This is a genomic window from Serratia sp. LSHTC3, assembly GCF_057197125.1.
Genome location: NZ_JBXUNP010000002.1, coordinates 318,861 through 341,568 on the forward strand (window position 1 = coordinate 318,861; position 22,708 = coordinate 341,568).

At 44.1% G+C, this 22,708-nt stretch carries 14 protein-coding genes and 1 pseudogene; 14 read left to right on the forward strand and 1 reads right to left on the reverse strand.

What is annotated here, in order from left to right:
* The first annotated feature begins 378 nt into the window (after positions 1-378).
* The 9 genes from AC2CGI_RS08780 to AC2CGI_RS08820 all read left to right on the forward strand — a co-directional run bounded on the left by AC2CGI_RS08780 (position 379) and on the right by AC2CGI_RS08820 (position 12,847).
* The gene (locus AC2CGI_RS08780) at positions 379-1,515 is read left to right on the forward strand and encodes a polysaccharide export protein (RefSeq protein ID WP_015377226.1); all 1,137 of its coding nucleotides are present in this window, start codon (positions 379-381) and stop codon (positions 1,513-1,515) included.
* 9 nt (positions 1,516-1,524) lie between these two features.
* Positions 1,525-1,959 (forward strand): arsenate reductase/protein-tyrosine-phosphatase family protein, encoded by a 435-nt coding sequence (locus tag AC2CGI_RS08785; protein ID WP_071796755.1) that lies wholly within the window; start codon positions 1,525-1,527, stop codon positions 1,957-1,959.
* Between the two features lie 12 nt (positions 1,960-1,971).
* Positions 1,972-4,146, forward strand: a complete 2,175-nt coding sequence (gene wzc / locus AC2CGI_RS08790; RefSeq protein WP_015377227.1) for a tyrosine-protein kinase Wzc — start codon at positions 1,972-1,974, stop codon at positions 4,144-4,146.
* Positions 4,147-4,391: 245 nt separating this feature from the next.
* A complete protein-coding gene (locus AC2CGI_RS08795) occupies positions 4,392-5,546 on the forward strand; it encodes a glycosyltransferase family 4 protein (protein WP_031299829.1) in 1,155 nt (384 codons plus the stop codon).
* 341 nt (positions 5,547-5,887) lie between these two features.
* Positions 5,888-7,003: a hypothetical protein gene (locus AC2CGI_RS08800; protein WP_126181207.1), complete on the forward strand. Its 1,116-nt coding sequence runs from the start codon at positions 5,888-5,890 to the stop codon at positions 7,001-7,003.
* Positions 7,004-7,026: 23 nt separating this feature from the next.
* Complete coding sequence (locus tag AC2CGI_RS08805) at positions 7,027-8,103, forward strand: glycosyltransferase family 4 protein (RefSeq protein WP_015377230.1); 1,077 nt, start codon at positions 7,027-7,029, stop codon at positions 8,101-8,103.
* A complete protein-coding gene (locus AC2CGI_RS08810) occupies positions 8,100-9,191 on the forward strand; it encodes a glycosyltransferase (RefSeq protein ID WP_015377231.1) in 1,092 nt (363 codons plus the stop codon). Before AC2CGI_RS08805 ends, AC2CGI_RS08810 begins: the two co-directional genes overlap by 4 nt.
* Before the next feature lie 176 nt (positions 9,192-9,367).
* A complete protein-coding gene (wbaP, locus tag AC2CGI_RS08815) occupies positions 9,368-10,801 on the forward strand; it encodes an undecaprenyl-phosphate galactose phosphotransferase WbaP (protein ID WP_049810889.1) in 1,434 nt (477 codons plus the stop codon).
* Positions 10,802-10,831: 30 nt separating this feature from the next.
* Positions 10,832-12,847: a right-handed parallel beta-helix repeat-containing protein gene (locus tag AC2CGI_RS08820; protein ID WP_015377233.1), complete on the forward strand. Its 2,016-nt coding sequence runs from the start codon at positions 10,832-10,834 to the stop codon at positions 12,845-12,847.
* A gap of 630 nt (positions 12,848-13,477) precedes the next feature.
* Here the strand turns inward: AC2CGI_RS08820 and AC2CGI_RS08825 are convergent.
* Entirely contained in the window at positions 13,478-13,561 is an 84-nt protein-coding gene (locus AC2CGI_RS08825) for a hypothetical protein (protein ID WP_484593951.1), read from the reverse strand.
* Between the two features lie 105 nt (positions 13,562-13,666).
* On the opposite strand from AC2CGI_RS08825, the pseudogene AC2CGI_RS08830 reads away from it, so the two are divergent.
* The 5 genes and pseudogenes from AC2CGI_RS08830 to AC2CGI_RS08850 form a co-directional block, all read left to right on the forward strand.
* Positions 13,667-13,791: pseudogene (locus AC2CGI_RS08830) on the forward strand (IS3 family transposase); the annotation flags it as partial.
* Positions 13,792-14,555: 764 nt separating this feature from the next.
* Entirely contained in the window at positions 14,556-17,567 is a 3,012-nt protein-coding gene (locus tag AC2CGI_RS08835) for a beta strand repeat-containing protein (protein WP_076740418.1), read from the forward strand.
* Positions 17,568-17,958: 391 nt separating this feature from the next.
* Positions 17,959-19,731 (forward strand): type I secretion system permease/ATPase, encoded by a 1,773-nt coding sequence (locus tag AC2CGI_RS08840; protein ID WP_031299834.1) that lies wholly within the window; start codon positions 17,959-17,961, stop codon positions 19,729-19,731.
* Between the two features lie 52 nt (positions 19,732-19,783).
* Positions 19,784-21,115 carry an HlyD family type I secretion periplasmic adaptor subunit gene (locus tag AC2CGI_RS08845; RefSeq protein ID WP_076740417.1) on the forward strand — a complete coding sequence of 444 codons (1,332 nt, stop codon included), beginning with the start codon at positions 19,784-19,786 and terminating at the stop codon, positions 21,113-21,115.
* Positions 21,116-21,117: 2 nt separating this feature from the next.
* Positions 21,118-22,497: a TolC family outer membrane protein gene (locus AC2CGI_RS08850; RefSeq protein WP_015377238.1), complete on the forward strand. Its 1,380-nt coding sequence runs from the start codon at positions 21,118-21,120 to the stop codon at positions 22,495-22,497.
* Positions 22,498-22,708: the final 211 nt, after the last annotated feature.

Consider the following 22,708-nt stretch of genomic DNA (forward strand, 5'->3'; position numbering starts at 1 on the left):
AATTTTGGGGAATTTCACTGTCTCAATTTTTATATTAGTATACATTCAATAGCGGGTTGCTGAGTTGCCTTGGCGAGTGATTTTTGTTCGAGCTTGCCAAGCTGTTCTGCAACATACTGTTATTAATACAAATTAAAGCCCTAATCGGCCCCGGTATCGATTTTTCGCCAATGCGAGGCTTCTCAGCTTATTTAGCTTACCAATAATAGCTTTGCTCTTATCAACGGCAGATAAACGTTATGGAAAATTGCAACAGGGCGCTTATTGAGAGACGACGCAGCAAGTGTCAGGCATTTTGATAAGGTTACAGCGACGCAGCCACGGTTGGCTAGCATTGTAGCTTTGCAGATACATTTACTTGAAAGTGATGATAATTTGATGGCAAAACGACAATTGAAAGTGATATCGCTATTGATATCAATCAGCGTAATCAGTGGATGCACGGTGTTTCCTGGTCAACATTTGAACACTGTGGGGAAAAATACTGTAAAACAGGAAGATAGCGACTTCAATATTGATGACTTGGTTAATGTTTATCCTGTTACACCCAAGTTAATCCAGAAATTACGTCCTACCAAAGTGGTTGCTCAGCCCAATTCATCGCTGGAAGCCTCCTTGCGCAATTACGAGTATCGAATTGGCGTTGGCGATGTATTAAACGTTACTGTTTGGGACCACCCTGAACTGACTACGCCGGCAGGGCAGTATCGCAGCGCCAGTGATACCGGTAACTGGGTTCAATCTGATGGCACTATTTTTTACCCATATATAGGCAAAGTGAAAGTTGTCGGCAAAACAGTTGGCCAGGTACGTTCGGAAATAAGCGGCCGCTTGGCGCAGTATATCGAAAGTCCTCAGGTTGACGTCAATATCGCGGCTTTCCGTTCACAGAAAACGTATGTGACCGGGGAAGTCAAGACATCGGGGCAACAACCGATCACTAACGTGCCATTAACTGTTCTGGATGCCATTAACGCTGCAGGAGGGCTCAGTGAGAACGCGGATTGGCGTAATATCGTTCTGACGCATGATGGCAAAGAGCAGCGTCTCTCCTTACAGCAACTGATGCAGAACGGTGACTTGACCCAGAATAGGTTGTTGTATCCAGGCGATATTCTTTACGTGCCACGGAATGATGACCTAAAAGTATTCGTCATGGGGGAAGTTAAAACCCCTTCAACGCTGAAAATGGATCGTAGTGGTATGACGCTGACCGAGGCCTTAGGGAATACTGAGGGGATCAGCCAAACCGCTGCTGACGCGACGGGGGTATTCGTTATTCGCCCTCTTCACGGTTCCCAAGGCAACAAGCTGGCGGATATATATCAGTTGAATATGGCTGATGCGACAGCGATGGTTATGGGGTCAGAGTTCCACCTACAACCTTACGATATTGTTTATGTCACTGCGGCACCTATCGTTCGCTGGAATCGCGTAATGAGCCAACTGGCCCCGACGATAGCCAGCTTCAATGATCTTACAGAAGGCGCGCTGCGCGTTCGTAATTGGCCATAGGAATGAACGATGTTTGATTCAATCTTGGTTGTTTGCGTAGGTAATATTTGCCGTTCTCCAACGGGAGAGCGATTATTGCAGCGATTGGCGCATGGAAAAAAAATAGCCTCAGCAGGAATTGGAGCTCTTGTCGGTAAACCTGCTGATTCTGTAGCTGTTGAAGTGGCTAATCAGCATAATTTATCGCTTGACGGCCATATTGCTACACAATTAACCAAAGAAATGTGCCGAGAATATTCGCTTATATTAGTTATGGAAAAAGGGCATATTGATGCTGTATGTCGTTTGGCTCCCGAAGTAAGGGGTAAAACGATGCTGTTTGCCCATTGGCTTGGGCAGCGGGAAATTCCAGATCCGTATGGTAAAAGCCATGAGGCTTTTGAATTTGTATACCGCTTACTTGCTGATGGCGCTGAAAAATGGGCGCAGGCATTAAATCGTTAATCAGAGATTACAATGACTGAAAATACAAAGATGAATACTGCTGCAAATAATAGCAATGATGAGATCGATTTAGGTCGATTGTTAGGTACATTATTAGATCATCGTTGGTTGATTATTGGTGTAACTGCATTGTTTGCGGTAGTCGGGGTTGTGTATTCTCTATTTGCGACCCCGGTATATCAATCTGACGCGTTAGTCCAAGTAGAACAGAACGCTGGTAATTCGTTACTCAACAATCTTACAGAAATGTTACCTTCCAGCCAACCAGGTTCCTCGACAGAAATCGAACTGATTCAGTCGAGATTGGTGACGGGTAAGACAATTGATGATTTGAATCTAGATACGGTTATTGAACAAAAGTATTTTCCAGTTTTCGGCCAGGGTTGGGCCCGTTTGATGGGAGAGGTACCTGGAGAAATAGCCTTATCACGCCTTACGATACCTGAGTCATGGAAAAGTATCCCATTAGACCTTAAAGTCACTAGTGATAACACTTATAGCTTAAGTAATGATGGGGTTGAAATATTAAAAGGAAAAGTTGGTGAGCTTGCAAGTGGTAATGGCGTATCCCTGCTAATTAGTGGGCTTGGTGCCAAGATTGGCACTGAGTTTACAATTGTACAGCAACCAAAGTTGGTTGCTATTAATGATTTGCTCGCGGTTCTGTCGGTCCAGGATAAAGGAAAAGATACGGGGGTATTGGCACTTAGTTTGACTGGGGCCGACCCAATATTGGTGCGTAAAACCCTCGATAGCATCACTCGCAATTATTTACTGCAAAACGTTGAGCGTAAGTCGGAAGAAGCAGCAAAAAGCTTAGAGTTTTTAAAAGAACAACTCCCTGAAGTTCGTGGAGCATTAGATCTTGCAGAGGATAAGCTCAATCGTTTTAGGCAGCAAAATGATTCTGTCGACTTATCGCTTGAAGCTAAATCTGTGCTGGACAGTATTGTTGCGGTAGAAGCACAATTAAACGAGTTAACTTTTCGTGAAGCAGAAATTTCAAAGCTGTATACCCGTGAACACCCTGCCTACCGGGCTTTGATGGAAAAACGCGCTACGCTTGAGCAAGAGAAAAATCGTCTAAATAAGCGTGTAGGAGGTATGCCAAAAACGCAGCAAGAAATCATTCGTTTAACTAGAGATGTAGATGCTGGCAAAGAAATTTACATGCAATTACTGAATAAACAGCAGGAGTTAAGCATTACCAAAGCAAGTACTGTAGGTAATGTCCGTATTGTGGATCCTGCGGTTACACAGCCAAAGCCCGTTAAACCCAGAAAATTGCTTATTATTTTGTTGGCGACGTTCTTGGGGGGAATGATTTCAGTTGCTATTGTCTTGTTGAAGACAATGTTGCACAAAGGAATTGAAACTCCAGAGCAGCTAGAGCAAGATGGAATTAACGTATATGCGAGCATTCCTCTTTCAGAATGGCAACAGAAAAAAGATCGGGAGACGTTGTTATCTTCAAAACGTAAATCAAATACACGTTCTAATAGTCTCTTAGCTGTAGGCAATCCGGCCGACTTGGCTATTGAGGCTATCCGAAGCTTGAGAACCAGTTTGCACTTTGCCATGTTAGAGTCAAAAAATAATGTACTAATGATTTCTGGTGCAAGTCCGAATATTGGTAAAACTTTTGTCAGTATAAATTTAGCTGCTGTTATTGCACAGGCCGGACAGCGTGTATTAGTAATTGATGCTGATATGCGTAAAGGCTATTCACACACCTTGTTAGGCGTAGGTTGGCAGAATGGTCTGTCAGACATATTGTCGCAGCAGACAACATTCGAGGAATCGATTCGTAAAACAGAAATTGAAGGTATGGACTTTATCCCTCGTGGGCAGGTTCCACCCAATCCTTCTGAGCTATTAATGCGAATTCGTCTCAAAGAGTTAATTGACTGGGCAAGCAAGAAATATGATATCGTATTAGTCGATACACCACCAATCTTGGCGGTAACTGATGCTGCTATTATTGGCCACCATGCAGGAACCGCTCTCATGATTGCTCGCTTCAGCATGAATACTGTGAAAGAAATAGAGATCAGTATGCGGCGCTTTGAACAGAATGGCATTGATATTAAAGGTGTTATACTGAATGCGGTGGAGCGCAGAGCGAGTAGCTATTATGGCGGATATGGCTACTATCAATATGAGTACCGCTCGAATGATAAGGCATAGTCAGCACCATATATAATCATGATGTCAGGTGGGATTAAGTCCCACCTGATATTTTTTTAGGAAAAATAAATCGTTATCTATAGATTAGTTATCTTGTAAAGAATATTAAATACGGGTGATTAGATTATATTTTTTCATGAAAAGGTATTTCGATAATATAAATAATGCTCTTATAATGCTTTATAAAACGTAAACTCTTCCCAAATGAAAATTTACAAGTACACTTTATTTTTGGTCAAAAAATAATGAAAATACTAATAGTCAATACAATATATGCACCATTTAAAGTCGGTGGAGCCGAGGTTTCTGTACAACTATTAGCCGAGGAGTTGGTGAAAAATGGACATTCAGTACTTGTAGTGACTTTGCATGATAAGGCGAATAAAGAGAAGGCGACTATAAATGGTGTGAATGTTCATTACTTGCCACTTAAAAATATTTATTGGCCATTTTCCAACGATGGTGAGAAAAGGAAGAAGTGGGAAAAAATCGCTTGGCATATTATCGATAATTATAATTTCAAAATGGCAAGATTATTTTCTGAGGAGCTTGACAGTTTTAAACCCGATATAGTTCACACTAATAATATTTGTGGTTTTTCAGTTTCAATTTGGAAAGAGATCAAAAAAAGAGATATTAAACTTATCCATACTTCTCGAGATTATTATCTTTTTCATCCAAGTTCTACATTATATTCCAGAAATAAAAATATAAATGTCAATGCACTATCTGTTAAGTTGTGGTCCTTTTTTAAACGTTCAGCCAGCCACAGAGTTGATACCTATGTTGGCATAAGTGATTTTATTAAAACGTTTCACATCAACAATGGTTTCTTCAAAAGAGATAGCGCTTTTTATATCTATAACGCGGTGAATAGACCTGACTATCAATCGGACAAAGGGAATAAGACTCGTTTTGGATTCATCGGTCGATTGACAAGAGATAAAGGGTTTGATGACTACTGCGAGTTTGCGAGTAACAACCCCGATGCTGTTTACTATGCAGCTGGTCGCTTTCCGAGTGGCAAAGAAGGGGATGAACTAAAAAGATTGGCAGAGAAAAGTAATATTAAATTAATGGGTTTTATATCTATTGATGAGTTTTTCTCTCAGGTTGATGTGGCCTTTTTACCAGTAAAATGGCGAGAGCCGTTTGGAAGGGTGGTAGTTGAATGTGTATTTGCTAACAAAATAGTGTTGACAAATGCGGTTGGTGGTATTTCTGAATTGGCTATGCTTCTCCCAAACATTTACTTTATTGATAAAGGAAAGGATGTGATTGCAGGGTGTGCTGTGAATGAAGTTACGAACGAGCAACTTACGATGTTCAGTCAGGATAAAATAACCTTAGAGTATCTTTCAGTTTATCTTCACACCATAAGAAATGGTTCTGTTAATTAGTGATGAAACTTATCGCTACCAATTTTTGAAATATATTGGGGTGCTAGATGGACTTTCTTATATTACAAGATTCAATAGTTTTCTTTTTATTCCTAGCTATTGCGCTTATATATTTTCTCATTGTTGCCAAAAAAAATGGCTTCAATATATATACAATAATTTTATTTTCTATTTATATAATATGCTCTTACTCATCATATAATATTATGGTGAAACCGATACATGACTTCAACATAGCGATACCACGAACGGGGATTTATCATTTCAAAGTTATCGGGCCATTAGCTCCGATTGATATTATATTCTTGCTGCTTTTTGCTTTCGTTTTTATGAAAAAAATAATGACAAAAAGCTTGTTTAGTTATCAGATTGTAAAAAACTCGGCGGTAATATCAAAATATATAACTCTCCAGGGCGTTCTGTTGGCTATAATTTCCAGCATGGGATTTGTTGCCTATATTAAAAATGGAGGGCAAGGTGAGGTAAACGATCAACTAATTTATTGTAGAGGGGTCATATATTTTCTGGTTTCAATATTTTTATTTCAAAAATCATGTGAAAATTTGAAAGGTTTTGATTTTTATAAATTGTTCAAAATCTTTTGTGTCATTGATGTGCTTAATTTAATGTCCGGTTTTATTTCCAGCATAATTTTTCATGACTATGTATGGGAACGGTATGGTGTAAAAATAACAATTATTGATCAAGATAAGGCCACAGCATATTTTGTTATCTACGCATTGCTTATAACTTCACTTTTATTCACCAGGCCATTAAAAAACAAAGTGATTTACATATCGACCCTGCTTATTGGCATTTTTATGTTTTACAATATGTACAAATTTGTTTTCTCCTTGGCATTTCTCTATATTATTTATGAATTCTTCATCAACGCAATTCGAGGTCGAATAGCGGTGGTGAAAATGTCGCTACTAACAGTAGGCCTAGTTGCAGTAATGTCTACAGTATTGATGCTTTCAAATAGTAAGGCAATGAATACGCGTTCAACACAATTTGGTGACTACTGGGAGTATACAGGTAGTAAATTTCCTGCTATTGCATTGGGAATTGGCTTTGGTGGGCAATACTATTCGCCATCAGATACTGATGATCAGGGGGAGATAAAGCAAATCGACGTTGAGAATGGAACTGCTAACTACCGTAAAAGCATACAAACTCCGTTCTTGAATCAAATCAAAAATGCGGGCTTGATAGGTTTCTTCATAACTATTTTCTTTGCTATCTTTGCTGTCATATATATGGCTAAGATTAATATCTCCTTACCTGTTAATATTCTTTATAACGCTATATGCTTTAATATAATGTGGTTTATGTGTAGTGGCAGCATTATGCTTCAACCGACACCAATAGCAATAGTTACTGTCTCCAAGTTATTATTGTTGTTCTACTTGTTGCGAGAAAGAGAAAAAAACAATAATGCCACAGTTAAAGTTTAGCCATTATTACAAATGGGGTTTTTATGCTTTACATAAATGGTAGGTTCTTGACTCAAGAAATGACTGGTGTGCAGCGTTTTGCTGAGGAAATAACTCGCCAGTTGAATAAAGTAAGAGATGATGTGGTGGTTCTAGCGCCAGAAGGCGTTTTGAATAAGTCATTATTTAGTGAGTTTAATATTGAGGTTGTACAAGGAAAAAAAGGTCATTACTGGGAGCAAATCGATCTCCCTCGAGCTCTAAGGAAAAAAGGTGGGCCCTTATTATTGAATTTGTGCAGTACCGCCCCCGCTTTTTATAAGAATCAAATTGTCACTCATCATGATGTGACATACAAACGCTACCCTGATAGTTTTTCTAAGAAATTTAGATTTGTATATGGTCTTCTTGTTCCGATAATGTTGAAGAATAGTCGACATTTGCTTACTGTCAGTGAGTTTTCTAAGAGGGAAATTCATGATTTCTTTGGCTACCCTACGGAGAATATCTCAGTTATTTATAATGCGGTAAATAACTCATTTTCAAAGACAGAAGAGAAAGATATAACGAGGGGTGATTACTTGCTTGCTGTCTCCTCTCCTAATTACCATAAAAATTTCCATGGTATGCTATCGGCATTTGAATCTGTATCAGAGAAGTATGAAATATCACTCAAAATAATTGGGAAAACGGCGGTGAGCTTTTCTCAACAGGATTTCTCAAAACTGATATCCAATACTGATAAAGTGGAATTTATGGGGAGGGTCGACGATAAAACCCTTATACAGCTTTATCAAAATGCGGTGGCTTTTGTTTTTCCATCATATTATGAAGGGTTTGGAATTCCACCGTTAGAGGCTCAATCTTGTGGTTGTCCAGTTATATCATCAAATGCTGCATCTATGCCTGAAGTTTTGCAGGATAGCGTGATATATTTCGATCCGAATAATACGGAAGCGATTTCTGATGCCATGATAAAAATAATCACTGACAATAAATTGAGGGCTGAGCTCTCGCGAAAAGGTAATGATAACGTGAAACGTTTTTCTTGGCATTCCTCGGCGGAGAAGATTAGTAAAATAGTTGATGATTTTCAAAATGACGGGTTGTCATCTAAATGAAAGTATTACATGCAGCGGAAACAATAAAAGGTGGCGTTGCCACTGTAATGCGCCAACTTGTGGCAGGGCAGATTAACGACGAATCTATTGATGTTAGATGCATTGTTCCTTCTGAGCAAGTGTCTGAATTGGGTGTAGGTAAAGAAAATATCATCGTTTTCTCTCGCTCTGGCAGAGATATTTATTCATTTTTTATTTTCTTCCTTACATTCACTAAAACTATTATTTCGTTTAAACCGGACTTGGTACATCTTCATAGTACATTCTCTGGTTTTATGGGGAGGGTTGCGCTTTATTTATTGTGGCCATTTTACCGACCCAAAGTAATTTATTGCCCTCATGCTTTTTCATTTATGATGAAGGGTGGGGCAAAAAAATTAAAACTGTATGCAGCACTTGAGCGTGCTCTTTCGCCTATCACAGATGTCATTATTTGTGTGAGCCAGTATGAGAAAAGCTGCGCAATTGAATACGGCTTATCAGAAAGAAAACTGAAAGTTGTTCATAATGGTGTTCCGGATAAACTACCATCTGGACCAACTGCTAATCCCTTTGAGCCTGATGTGATTAATGCTATTTTCGTTGGAAGGTTTGATTATCAGAAGGGGTTCGATATTTTGCTTGACGCCATGACCAGAGTTAAGGGGGAAGCAATTTTTTTGACTGCCATCGGTAGTGCTGTTCATGGCAAGGATAATCCAAGAGAAATGATGCAAACATCATATACGGGATGGCTCAGCAGTGATGAGTTAGCACCGTATCTTATTAATGCAGATGTATTAGTAATGCCTAGTCGCTGGGAGGGCTTCGCTATGGTAGCGTTAGAAGCAATGAGCTATGGCCTGCCTGTGTTAGCGAGCAATTGTAGTTCATTTCCTGAAATGATTGAAGATGGCCATACTGGAATTCTATTCGAGGCTGAAAACTCAAAAGATTTGGCTAATTATCTTAGGAATACATCTAAAGATCAGTGGGCTAAAATGGGAGAGAATGCTAGAAAGGTTTTTCTTAAAAACTATACCTCAGTGAAAATGTGTAGAGATACGCTATCTATTTACAACTCTTTGGCTGCTGAGACGCAGCGATAAATGTTCTATTGGATATGATTTATTTATTTTTCTGTGTGAGTAAAAGTATAAGTCAACTCTATGCTAATTACTTTTTTTGTGTGCTGACACTTTTAAAATGTTATGGATGTCAACTTCATGAAAGAAAATTATAACTCTTCGCTATTTCATAAAATAATATTCCTTGGGCGAATCTCATGAGTATGGAAAAAGGGTCTATGGCAAATTATATTACTAAGTTATCTTTGGCATTGTCTGATATTTTTTTATTTAATGTTTCAGTATATCTTTCCTATCTTATTATTTATAATGTTTTTGGTGGCATAGAGGAGTTCATTCCGAAAGATGAATTTGCTGTTAGGGCTGCAGCTCAATTTATTCTTTCTGTTTTGTGTGTTATTTGGTTTTGGACTAGACTCCGTCATTATACATATAGAAAACCATTTTGGTTTGAGCTAAAAGAAATCGTCAGAACACTCATTATTTTTGCTATTTTAGATTTGGCGCTAGTTGCTTTCTCAAAATGGAATTTCTCACGTTATGTATGGATTATATCTTGGGCGTTGATTATTTTTCTTGTTCCTTTAGGCAGATCATTAACAAAAAGAATGCTTAACAAGTTCAACCTCTGGAAGAAGCACACAATAATAATCGGTACTGGAAAAAACGCATTTGAAGCTTACGCTGCACTACAAAGTGAAGAGGTTCTCGGGTTCGAGGTTGCAGCCTTTGTATGCTCAGATGACTCTTGTGCTGAAAACAAATTTAACATTCCTATTATTAGGGATGAGCGAGAGCTATGGAAGTGTTCTGATGTTGAGAGCACTCAATTCATTATTGCGCTTGAATTTGAGCAGCATGCATTACGGGATTGGTGGTTAAAGAATTTGGTGAAACATAATTGCCGTTCAGTTTCTGTCATTCCAACACTACGAGGTGTTCCATTATATGGGACTGATATGTCATTCATCTTTAGCCATGAAGTGATGATCTTGCGTGTCAGTAATAATCTTGCTAAGCGTTCATCAAGGTTGTTAAAGAGGGTGTTTGATATAGTAGGATCTCTTTCTATTATCGTTGCCTTAATGCCTATATTGATTTTTTTGGCTTACAAAGTATCGCGAGACGGTGGGAAGGCAATCTATGGACATGAGCGCATTGGATATAATGGAAAGAAGTTTAAGTGCTTAAAATTTCGTTCAATGGTAACTAACTCACAAGAGGTCCTCAGTGAGTTACTTGAAAGAGATCCAGCGGCTCGCGAGGAGTGGAACAAGGATTTTAAACTCAAAAATGATCCTCGAATTACTAAAATTGGTGCGTTTATACGTAAAACTAGCCTTGATGAATTACCACAACTCTGGAATGTCTTAGTAGGTGAAATGAGCTTGGTTGGCCCAAGACCTGTTGTAGAGGCTGAGCTTGAACGATATGCAGGTGATGTTGACTATTATCTTATGGCTAAGCCTGGCATGACGGGATTATGGCAAGTCAGTGGGCGCAATGATATTGATTATGATACTCGTGTTTATTTTGATGCTTGGTATGTAAAAAATTGGGCTCTATGGAACGATATCGCTATCTTGTTTAAAACTATTTCAGTTGTTTTGAAACGGGATGGAGCTTATTAACTTTTGAGTGTTGGATGATAAGGGGGGAGGATGGAGAGGCGAGAACTTGTAAAAAGCATGCTGCTTGCGGCGGCTGGTGCTTCTGTAGCTGGTATATCTTCAAGTGCTGAAAGCAGTGGTGAGGCCACTTCTAACTCTGTAGGTTTTGATAAGCTGCGCCCTGGCTCATTTAAGAATGATGGGGCTAAAACGATAAAGTTAAGCCCCGAAATGTTTTTTAATGGGAGGAGTTTGGATAGCACCAATCAATCGCTGACAGAAGTTAATATGCAGATACAGCGAGATAGCTATGATAGTTTTGATAAAATGCTACAGCAAGCTAGAGTTCTCTCATCGAATAATATCGTTGAAATTACATTGGGAGGGTATTATAGAGTAAGTAAAGGTAACTTCGAGTTGCCATCCAATTGTCATATTATCGGAGGAGGGACAGTATTTTTAGATAATGAGGAAAGTGATCAGGCTGTTTTTAAGGTTGAGAATAAACAGAACTTTATTTTAAAGGACATCACAATATCTTCATCAAAAACCACCGATTTGTGGGGGAAAACATGCAATGGCATTGAAATTAGAGGGTGTTCAAATTTTGAACTTAGCGGTTTAAACATAAGCTACCGTACAGATGCAATATCAATATCAGATTCATCTCATTTTAGAGTGGAGAATTGTCTTGTTCATAAGTTAGGCGAAGAGGGAATTGCTATTCGTGCCTGCTTCTCATGGCTTGTTTTTAACAATGACATATATGAGCATAATGGTGACGGTATCCTTCTGAAAACAAGTGGGTCCCCATCATATGATGGGAAAATCATTTGTAATAGGATATTTTCCGCTACAGATGCCTTTGGTTTAAAAGGAACTCTGGGGGGAGGTATTACTCTTAACGATGAGAAAACTGGATCCAGTACTACTTTTAGCAATCTTTTAGTGAGCGGTAACTCTATTAGTAATACCTCTTATGGTATTGCTTTTACTAATATTCAAAATCTGAAAGTAGTTGCAAATGATATTGATACGGTAGTTCGATTTGGCATTATCGTCGATAATGCCCTTCACAATAACCCACAGCAATACCCAATTAAAAAAACGATTGTCTCTGGTAACACGGTGAAAAATACGGGCCAAGCCGGGGTGGCATTCTTTAGTGCAAATGGTATCGATGTTCAGAATACCATTATATCTGATAATATTTTAGAAAGGTGTGGGTTGCAAGAGAGTGGAGATTATCCAGCTATTTCTTCTACTAATGCGACAATATCAGCTAATCGTATTAGCGATAGCCGTACTTTACTTAACGCTATGGATAGCATCATTAATGCTAACTTTTTTGGAAGCAGTTTAAAAAAAACAGCAGGTGAAAACATTGCTGATTTTAAGCTCGGAGGCTCCATAAATTTTATAGGTAATATCATTGAAAATAAAGGGATGGGGCATATTCGGCTTTTAGATATTTCCAATCTGGTTTTTATTGGAAATCAAGTAGAGCTAAGCTCGTCATTCTCTGTTTTCCATCTGGCATCGGCACCTTCAGGAGCAGTATTGATTAAAAATAATCATATTCAATCACCCGCTACGAATGTTTTCACTGGTATGATGACAGCAGCACATATGGTTGATACGGATTTTTCTTCGTTTGGAAATAAAGTGTGTTTATTTGGTGTTCCCAAATATGGTGAGTTTAAAGCCGGTGATAGAGCCATACAGCGCTGTCCTGAACCAGGTATGCCCTCTGAATGGGTATGCATTGAAAGTGGTTCACCGGGTATTTGGAGTATTGAGAAGTTTGCCAACATAAGTTGTCGCAGTACTCCTCAAAAAATCAATTTGGCTCCTAGTGAAAAAGCAATCATCAAAAGTGTCGCTTTAGGTGCTAAGTCTGGGTGGGCGATCAATTCGTTAGGGTGTTCACTACCTCTGATGCAAGCCTCGCTGAATGCTTCTTTAGATGAAGATGGTGTTGTTACCATTACAGTAAGAAATATTGGTGATGCTCACTTGAATGTAGAAAAAGTCATTTTCAATGTTGTGATCAATAGGGGGTATTAGTCGTGGTGAGTTCTTGTTTTTATGAACTGAAGACACTTAGCCCATTTTACTTTCGCTTTACTTCTCCTTTGGTGTCTGTATTTTTCTGCATTCCTTCTACTTGCATTTCTATCTTTATTTCATAGTAATTACTCTTTTTATTCCATGATCTATTGGAGTTTCCTGGTTGATTTTTTGTATGAGCATATTTAGGGATGCACACATATATATCTTGGTAAACCGTACCATGCATATTTAGATGTCTTCCGACATGCTGATTATGTCCCTTGAGGAGTTCACCATGCTTACCCCTCCGATACGTCGAACACAAGAGCATCGCCGTTTTTTATTCTATCAGACCCGGTATTTCTGCACTCAGTTATTACAAGCTGAAAGCTAAGTTCGTCGGTATCGAATCCTTTGATATCAAAAATATGAAAGATATCTAGGGCGAAAACCGTCAGTTGAAACAGATGTTTTCGAACCTGAGCTTCGAGAACCTCATACTGAAAATGTATTATTTGTTAAAAACGTTGAAATAAGTGATAAAGCGTGGATTTTAAAATTTTTCAGGTGATTAGCATGCCGAGGCGTCCCTGGAACCATGGAAGCGTTCATCATATCTACCATCTACCATCTACCATCTACCATCTACCATCTACCATCTACCATCTCCCATCTCCCATCTCCCATCTCCCATCTCCCATCTGCCATCTGCCATCTGCCATCTGCCATCTGCCATCTGCTTAAGCTCTATTTTTGCCTCATTGGTAAACAACATCTACCGGTGCGTAATTCCGTACTGCACGCGACCTTTCATCATCGAACCAGACCTGTCCCATCGATTTTATGCATGATGTGCTGACCGCGGCAGACGATTCCGGACTTTCGACGTGATGGATAGTTTTAACCGTGAAGTACTGGCAATAGAAATTCTCCTGAATGGTCCGAAAACGAGGCAAGTAGCCGCGAATAGCGATACTTGTTCATGACTCTGAGTGAAGCACGCTAATCACAACGCGCTGGTTTACGAAATAAAACACTGAGCAGCCTCATTAATCCCTGAGTAACCCGGCATAGGAAAGGTACTGGCTGATGGTGAAAAGTCCGTAAATTACAAAAAGTTCGTAAAACTAAACCGGTATGTTTACTTACTTGCTTAATGCACTTAACAATAGTTTCGGGTTTTGTGAGAGCCAACACCATGTTACGTATTTAAACTAAAATCAACTGTGCAAGTGATATCCGTTCAGGTTTCTTACTCGAGGCTCAATGATAACCTTGGCTCCAGAGTGGGTATGTTATGGCTTAATTGTATGATGTTTAAAGGAAGTCCTATTTTATTTGCTTTTGTATTTAATTATATATTTGTTTTTTATGTGATTTTAATTTGGTTCTGACCTTCCCTTTGATTTTCTTGTGTAAGTGGCCTGACTTGGTGATTTTGGGTGGTTTTTAATTTTAATTTTTAAAATCCATTAAAATTCAACCTGATGTGATTTTTTTATATTTAAATAAAAAAAATCCTACTCCTTGACAAGGGTCTGTTTATGGCCTTTCTTTAGTATGTGTCGCTATGGTTCTGTACGGTTAGGGGGTAAAGCAATCTTTAAGTTAGTTAGAGTATTAGTAGTTATGAGGTTCTTATAACTTCCTGTTTCCCTCATCTTCTTGATTAATAAAGGGACAGGTTTTGCTTAATCAAAAATCTACCTCGAAGGAGGTTTTTATGGCTTCTCTGGCGTTTCAAAAAGAGGCGGCTGCAGTTATGTATGCCGTTCTGGGGCAAAGTGCGTCAAGTTCAACTTATGATAGTGTTGGCGCACAGTTAGAAACAGGCAGCCTTTCAGCTGGCAGTTATGTAACAAGTTTGCTGACCTCCTCTGCTGGTGTGGCGTTATATGCGGGCAAAACGGATTTAGATATTCTGCAGGCGGTGTACACTAAAGCGTATGGAAGTGCGGCTCCAGTTGCAACACTTCAGGCTTTGCTGGCATCTTCTACGCTTGCCGACTCGATTTCTACAGTGGTTTTAAATATCATTAATTATCATGGATTTGACTCCGCAACAACGACATCGCAGCTTAACTTCGATTCACAAATTAATAAAATTTTATATCCAGCAACCAGTCCGGCAGCGGCTGCTGGTCCGGGTGCATCGGATGTTCAGGCCATATATCATGTATTGGGTCTGATATCTCAATCGAGCAATGTTAATTTATTCGGTTCACTTATCAACTCAGGGACCAAAACGCTTGTTCAGGTTGCTGATAAATTCGTAGCTGATCGCTCCTATTTGACGTCTTTGAATAACAATGACTTCTTGGTTCGCGTCTTCGCAGCTAGTTATGAGCGTGCACCATCGTCGACCGAGCTTTCGCACTATTTAGGGGAACTGACTGGTGGAAGTTCTCGAGGTCAAATTGTTGCGGAAATCATCACTGCGCTTCGTGGGTCGGTCGCTCCTACAGATTCTGTTGCGCAGCAGCATTTTAATGATGCGACGGTTATCTATGCGCAAGGTCAAATCGGTGGTCTTGCAGCTCAGGAACAGGCTGCAGCAGTATATTTGGCAGTTCCTGAGCGCGGTATTGATGCCGGTGCGTTGGATAATTGGAGTAAATACCTTTCATTAAGCACGACGACATACAAAGGGTTTATAAGTAATCTACTGACGTCTGATGAGTTCCAACGTAAAGGTGCACAGCTGACTGGTGATAACTTTATCCAACATGTTTACACCGCTGTTCACGGTACTGCAGCTACGGCTGCTCAGCTGGCGCTTTACAGTGCTTTGGGGACTGATAAATCGGTTATTACCCAGGCCATCATTAATGACCTGCGGACTTCAACGGCTACTGACGCGGTTACTGTCACTCAGCAGCACGCATTTGAGTTTGATATCGGTACCAGCCTGTTGTACAAAACCGCGGCTAGCCTGACGACTACAGCCGCCGGCGGTAACGCAACCGGCACCGTCAACACCGGCGCGTCCCACCAAATTAGTAATGCCGAAACGGCAGTTTTAACGGATGTCCAACTGAACGCCAATGCCGCCAGCACCGTGAACCTGAAGTTCGCCGACCATCTGGCGAATCTGACTATCAACGGCACCAGCGCAGCAACGGTCAACCTGTCTGACAATGGGGTTAATCCAGGCGTAGATATTACCGTCAATAACGGCAACGTCATCCTGAATGCCAGTTCGGGTGCGGATGACGTAGTCGTCACATCGACGGCAAACATTGCGGCCGGCACGGCGCAGTTTAACCTTGGTGCCGGCAATGATAGCCTGCACTGGGCAGGGAACGGCGTTTCCGGCGGAGCTAACACTGTCGCCAACACCGTCAAGGCTGACGGCGGCACGGGGACGGACTCCATTTCCGCCAACTTCATCACCAAAACCGTGGTGACCAACCAAAACGCCTTGGGCGTTCGCACCAGTACTGTGACCAGCAACGCCAATAACTTCTCGAATTTCGAGAAGATCGACCTGACCGGCTATATCGGCAAGTCTGTTGGTACGCTGATTACGACTCCGCTGATCGGTTCACCGACCACCACCAGCGTCACAACACCGACCCACACCTTTGACTTTGGCCTGACCAACGGTACATCCACGGTTGAAGGCACCACGGGCGGCACGGTTACGCAGAACGCAGCTGCCACCAATCTGGGCACGCAAGGATTTGTGATCTCCGGTTTGGCTAACGTCAACGTCATCAACGCCGCCGGCGGCAACGCCGCGCAGCTGGAAGTGAAAGGGGACGCGACCTCCGCCAGTACGCTGAACTTCACCTTCGTGCAGAACGCTACCGATCACTTCAATATCAATTTCGATGCGGTGAGTTCCGCCAATGTGAATGCCGGTGCCATCACCCTGAACAGCAGCAGCAGCGCCCTGTTGGGTACCGCGCTGAGCACGGTGAACGTGGCCTCAGGCGGTACTGGCAGCTTTGATAACATTCTGTCATTGGCTGGCACCAATGCGCAGGTTCAGACCATCAACGTGACCGGTGATCACGCGCTGGATCTGACCCTGGGCAGCGGTTTCAGCAACGTGCGTGATATCAATGCGTCCACCAATACCGCTGGTCTGAATCTCGACTCCAGCCATGGCGGTACCGGTGACGGTATCATCGTTCAGTTGCTGAACATTCTGCCGCTGAGCGTCATTACCACCAACCTGTTGGCGCCAGTGTTGACGGCGTTGGGCCTGAACGGTTACCAAATGACCGTGGAAGGTTCCAGTGCTGCCGATACCCTGGGCGTGATTGGCAACACCACGCTGACCGGTGGCGCAGGTGCCAACACCTATGACATCAAGGCGAGTAACACGCAGGCGGGTGTGACCATCAAGGACTTTAGCAGCCTCAAAGACAAGATTGTCGATGTTAACCATGGCGGCCTGACTATCTCCAATGACGCCAGCGGCACGGCGGTTGCGGACTACGGCACACGTTCCGCAGACACATTGGATGCGCTGTTGGGGACTCTGGTGGGCGGTTTGACCAACGGCGTTATCGGCCTGCTGGGCGGCATTCTCGGTCTGGACAGCAGCAACTCGTTGACGTCGAAAGTGGGTGTGGCATCCGTAGTATTCAGCGGTGGCGGTAATACTGCCAGCTCTTATGTGATTATCGACAACAACGATAACCATGCGCTGGATCTCAACGATACCGTGGTATACCTGACCGGGCAGAATCACCAGCAATTGGTGGATACTTTGCACTACGCGTAAGTAGGGGTTCCAGTGGGAAATAATTCCCATTGAAACTGTTAGTCAATAAAGAATACGGGGTGTGTGAACACCCCGTATTCTTTGAATTTTGTGAACCACGTCATTATCTCTGATTTATTCCCTTTCGTACTAAACTCGCTTTGCCCTGTCTACTATTTACCCTACTGTTTTCATTTGTTTTTTTCTGTGGTTCGTGAGGCGATTTTTTTTGCTTACGGCCTTGCTGATATCCGCTTTCTCTACCTATAGTTAGAAAAAGTATCTGCAGTCTCGAGCATGTCTGGGGTGGGGGTTCTTTAGGATTTATTTTACTTTTTTCCTTTTTAGGATTTTCCTTATAAGAGTCCAATGCGGATTTTGACTGACAGTGCACATGATGTAAGGGCAGAAAGTGAATCAATTTATACCGCGCAATGAAATTGCGGATGTTATACGGACTCGCAGTAAGGTTTTTTGGACCGTTGGCATATTTACCGCATTTATTAATTTATTAATGCTAGTTCCTTCTATCTATATGCTCCAGGTTTATGACCGGGTGCTTCCTTCTCGTAATGAAATCACGCTGTTAATGCTGACGCTGATCATGCTGGGCATGTTCGGCATGATGTCGCTGTTGGAATACGTGCGCAGCATGGTGGTGATCCGTATCGGCAGTCAGCTGGATATGCGTCTCAACACGCGAGTCTACACTGCGGCCTACGAGGCGAATCTGAAAAACGGTTCGTCTGACGCCGGCCAGATGCTGAGCGACTTGACCAATCTGCGCCAATTCCTTACCGGCAGCGCGCTGTTCGCCTTCTTTGATGCGCCGTGGTTTCCGATCTATCTGTTGGTGATATTCCTCTTTAACCCTTGGTTGGGGCTTTTCGCCCTGGTCGGTGCGCTGTTGCTGATCGCATTGGCGGTGATCAACGAAATGGTGTCGAAAAAGCCGCTGGCGGAGGCCAGCAAGCTGTCGATTATGTCCGGTACGCTGGCCAGCACCAATCTGCGAAATGCCGAAGTGATCGAGGCTTTGGGGATGTTGCCTAACCTGAAACGCCGGTGGTTCGGTCTGCACCAGCGGTTTTTGAACAGTCAGCGCATCGCCAGCGAACGCGCATCGCGGGTCACATCGATCACCAAGTTTGTGCGCATGTCGCTGCAATCGCTGGTGCTGGGGCTCGGGGGCTGGCTGGCGATCGATGGGCACATTACGCCCGGTATGATGATCGCCGGCTCCATTCTGATGGGGCGAACGCTGGCGCCGATTGAGCAGGTTATTAACGTCTGGAAGAGCTACAGCGCGGCGAAGCTTTCTTATGGCCGGTTGGTCAAGCTGCTGGAAACGCACCCGCAACGTGGTACCGGTATGTCCTTGCCGCGTCCGGAAGGGGTACTCGCAGTAGAAGGCGTCACCGCCACGCCGCCGGGCTCCAAAGGCGATGCGGTATTGCATAACGTGAGTTTTGCCATCCAGCCCGGTGACGTGCTGGGGATCATTGGCCCGAGTGCGTCGGGGAAATCGACGCTGGCGCGTTTGCTGGTCGGCATTTGGCCGGTCAGTGAAGGGATTGTTCGGTTGGATAATGCCGACATCTATCAGTGGAACAAGGATGAATTGGGGCCGTATATCGGCTATCTGCCGCAGGACATTGAGCTGTTTGCCGGGACTATCGCCGAGAATATCGCTCGCTTTAACGATATCGACTCAGAGAAAGTCATTGAAGCCGCTAAACTGGCCGGTGTGCACGAACTGATCCTGCGTTTCCCTAACGGCTACGATTCGGTGCTCGGCAACGGTGGCGCTGGGTTGTCCGGTGGACAGAAACAGCGTATCGGCCTGGCGCGCGCCTTGTACGGCGACCCTTCGCTGGTGGTATTGGATGAGCCTAACTCCAATCTGGATGATGCGGGCGAGAAAGCGTTGAACCAGGCCATTATGTTCCTCAAGCAACGTAATAAAACGGTGGTTCTGATTACCCATCGCACCAATTTGCTGTCGATGACCAGCAAGTTGTTGCTGTTGGTGAATGGCAACGTCAACGCGTTCGGCCCGACTCAACAAGTGCTTCAGGCGTTGGCCAATGCGCAAAAAGCGCAGACGCAACAGCCCCAGCAAGCGGTGAGGGCGGTAAATTCTGAGCCGGATGAAGGCAATATCCCAAAAACGCAAATTAATTAAGCCGTGAATTGCCTGATGGCTTTATTGCCGTCTGCAGTTTAAAGGAGTTGGTATGTCGACGCATATTGGCGAGCCGCAAGACTCGTATATTGAAGAGATCCCGCAGGATGAACGGCGGTTTACCCGGATGGGCTGGCTGGTAGTGGGAATTGGTCTGTTCGGATTTTTGCTCTGGGCAGCGTTCGCGCCTCTGGATAAAGGGGTGGCATCACCGGGATCGGTAACCGTTTCCGGCAACCGCAAAACGGTGCAGGCCCCGGCCAGCGGCATCATCAAGAATATCGCGGTGAAAGACGGCGACAAGGTGAAAGCTGGGGAGGTTCTGGTGCAATTGAGCCAGGTGCAGGCACAGGCTCAGGTTGATTCGCTGCGCGATCAGTACTACACCACGCTGGCCACCGAAGGGCGTTTACTGGCTGAACGCGATGGTCTGAGCAAGGTCACTTTTTCCCCTGTTTTCACCCAGGTTAAGGATCAGCCGCGCGTGGCCGAAATCATTGCGTTGCAAACGCAGCTGTTCGCCTCTCGCCGCCAGGGGCTGCAAAGTGAAATTGACGGTTATAAGCAGTCGATGGATGGGATCCGCTTCCAGTTGAAAGGCCTGCAGGATTCGCGCGCCAACAAGCAGATCCAACTTTCCAGCCTGCGTGAGCAGATGAACAGCATGAAGCAACTGGCGGCGGACGGTTATTTGCCGCGCAACCGTTATCTGGAAGTCCAGCGCCAGTTCGCTGAGGTGAACAGCAGCATCGATGAAACCATCGGGCGGATTGGTCAATTGCAAAAGCAGCTGCAGGAATCTCAGCAGCGTATCGATCAGCGCTTCGCCGACTATCAGCGCGAGGTCAGGACGCAACTGGCGCAAACCCAAATGGACGCCAGCGAGTTCCGCAACAAGCTGCAAATGGCCGACTTCGATCTGGGCAACACCGCCATCACCTCACCGGTGGATGGCACCGTGGTTGGATTGAATATTTTCACTCAGGGGGGCGTCGTGGGAGCGGGTGACCACCTGATGGACGTTGTACCCAGCCAGGCGACGCTGGTGGTGGATTCTCGCCTGAAAGTCGATTTGATCGACAAGGTGTACAACGGGTTGCCGGTGGATCTGATGTTTACCGCCTTCAACCAAAACAAAACCCCGAAAATTCCGGGGACGGTCACGCTGGTTTCCGCCGACCGCCTGGTCGACAAAGCCAATGGAGAACCTTACTACCAGATGCAGGTCACGGTCTCGCCGGAGGGCATGAAGATGCTCAGTGGCGAGGACATCAAGCCGGGGATGCCGGTCGAGGTGTTCGTGAAAACGGGCTCACGCTCGCTGCTGAGTTATCTGTTTAAACCTATTTTGGATCGCGCTCATACTTCATTAACCGAGGAATAATTTTGATTCAATCAAAACGACAGGCTGCCGGTCTGGTTATCGGCACCCTTTTGTTTGCGATATCTGCGCCGGTTTATTCGATAGGGATTTTAGACGCATATTCGCTGGCATTAGAAAAGGACCCGACCTACCGGGCGGCTATAAAAGAGAAAGAAGCGGGAGATGAGAACGAAAACATCGGCAGGGCGGGGCTGCTGCCGAAGGTATCGCTGAACTACCAGAATTCGCCGCGCAACTGGCAAACGCAGAAGTACCCGGCGAGTGACATTTTTGGAAATAGCCTTGGAGAGGCAACCAAGCGACAACAGTATCGCAGCCATTCCAGTTCGATCACGCTGACGCAGCCGCTATTCGACTATGAAGCGTACGCCCGCTACAAAGCCGGCGTGGCACAGACGATGATGTCGGACGAGCGCTATCGCGGCAAGTTGCTGGATCTCGCTGTTAGGGTGATTAACGCCTATGTTGAAGTCGCCTATTCCAAGGATCAAATCGCGTTGGCCGAAGCGCAAAAGGCGGCTTACAAGGAACAGCTGACCTTGAACGATCGCCTGATGAGCGCGGGTGAAGGCACCATTACCGACGTATCGGAAACCCAGGCGCGCTACAGCCTGGCCGAAGCGCAGGTAATTGAAGCGCGCGACGCGCTGGACGCTGCACAGCGCGAGCTGGAAGTGATTATCGGCATGCCGCTGAACCAACTGGATGAATTGCAGGTTTTGCGGCCGGGCAAGTTCAAGGTGGCACCGCTGATCCCGTCCAAGTTCGAAGATTGGCAGAAGATCGCGCTGGAGAACAACCCGGTGCTGGCCGCGTCGCGTCATGGCGTGGATGCCGCCAAGTATGATGTCGAAAGGAATCGTGCGGGCTTTATGCCGCAGGTTCAGCTGTATGCTTCGCATTCGGAAAACGATTCCAGCAGCGATAATACGGTTAACCAGAAATACCGTACCGACAGCATCGGCGTGCAGGTCAGCATGCCTATTTATTCCGGCGGCGGCGTTTCGGCGTCGACCCGGCAGGCGGCGGCGCGCTATGGCCAGGCGATGTATGAAATGGATGCACAGACGGGCACCACGCTCAACGATCTGCGCAAGCAATACAATTTGTGCATCAGCAGCCGCGCCAAGGTGGCGGCCTATGAGTTGGCGGTGCAATCGGCTACTACACAGGTGACGGCGACTCGGCAGAGCGTGCTGGCCGGGCAACGTGTCAACGTCGATGTGCTCAACGCCGAACAGCAGCTCTATAGCGCCCAGCGCGATCTGGCTTCCGCCAAGTACGCCTACATCAAATCATGGATCACCTTGCTGAGCGACTCCGGTACGTTGGATGAAAAAGATGTTATGCGGGTCGCGCAGTATTTTGCCCGCAGTCGCTAGCAACATATTCACTATGAGCATTAATCTGAAAGAGCAGCGCTATGCTGCTCTTTTTTTGTTAATACGTTATGTTATCGGCAGGTTGTTCCTCCTGTGTTTTTACTCGCCTGGTTTATTTCTGAACATAATTCCTGGCAAAGGGCGGTAGGTTAGGGGAATTTATACTTTAGCAAAATGTAGCGATTGGTCGACGATCGTACGAATTTTAGAA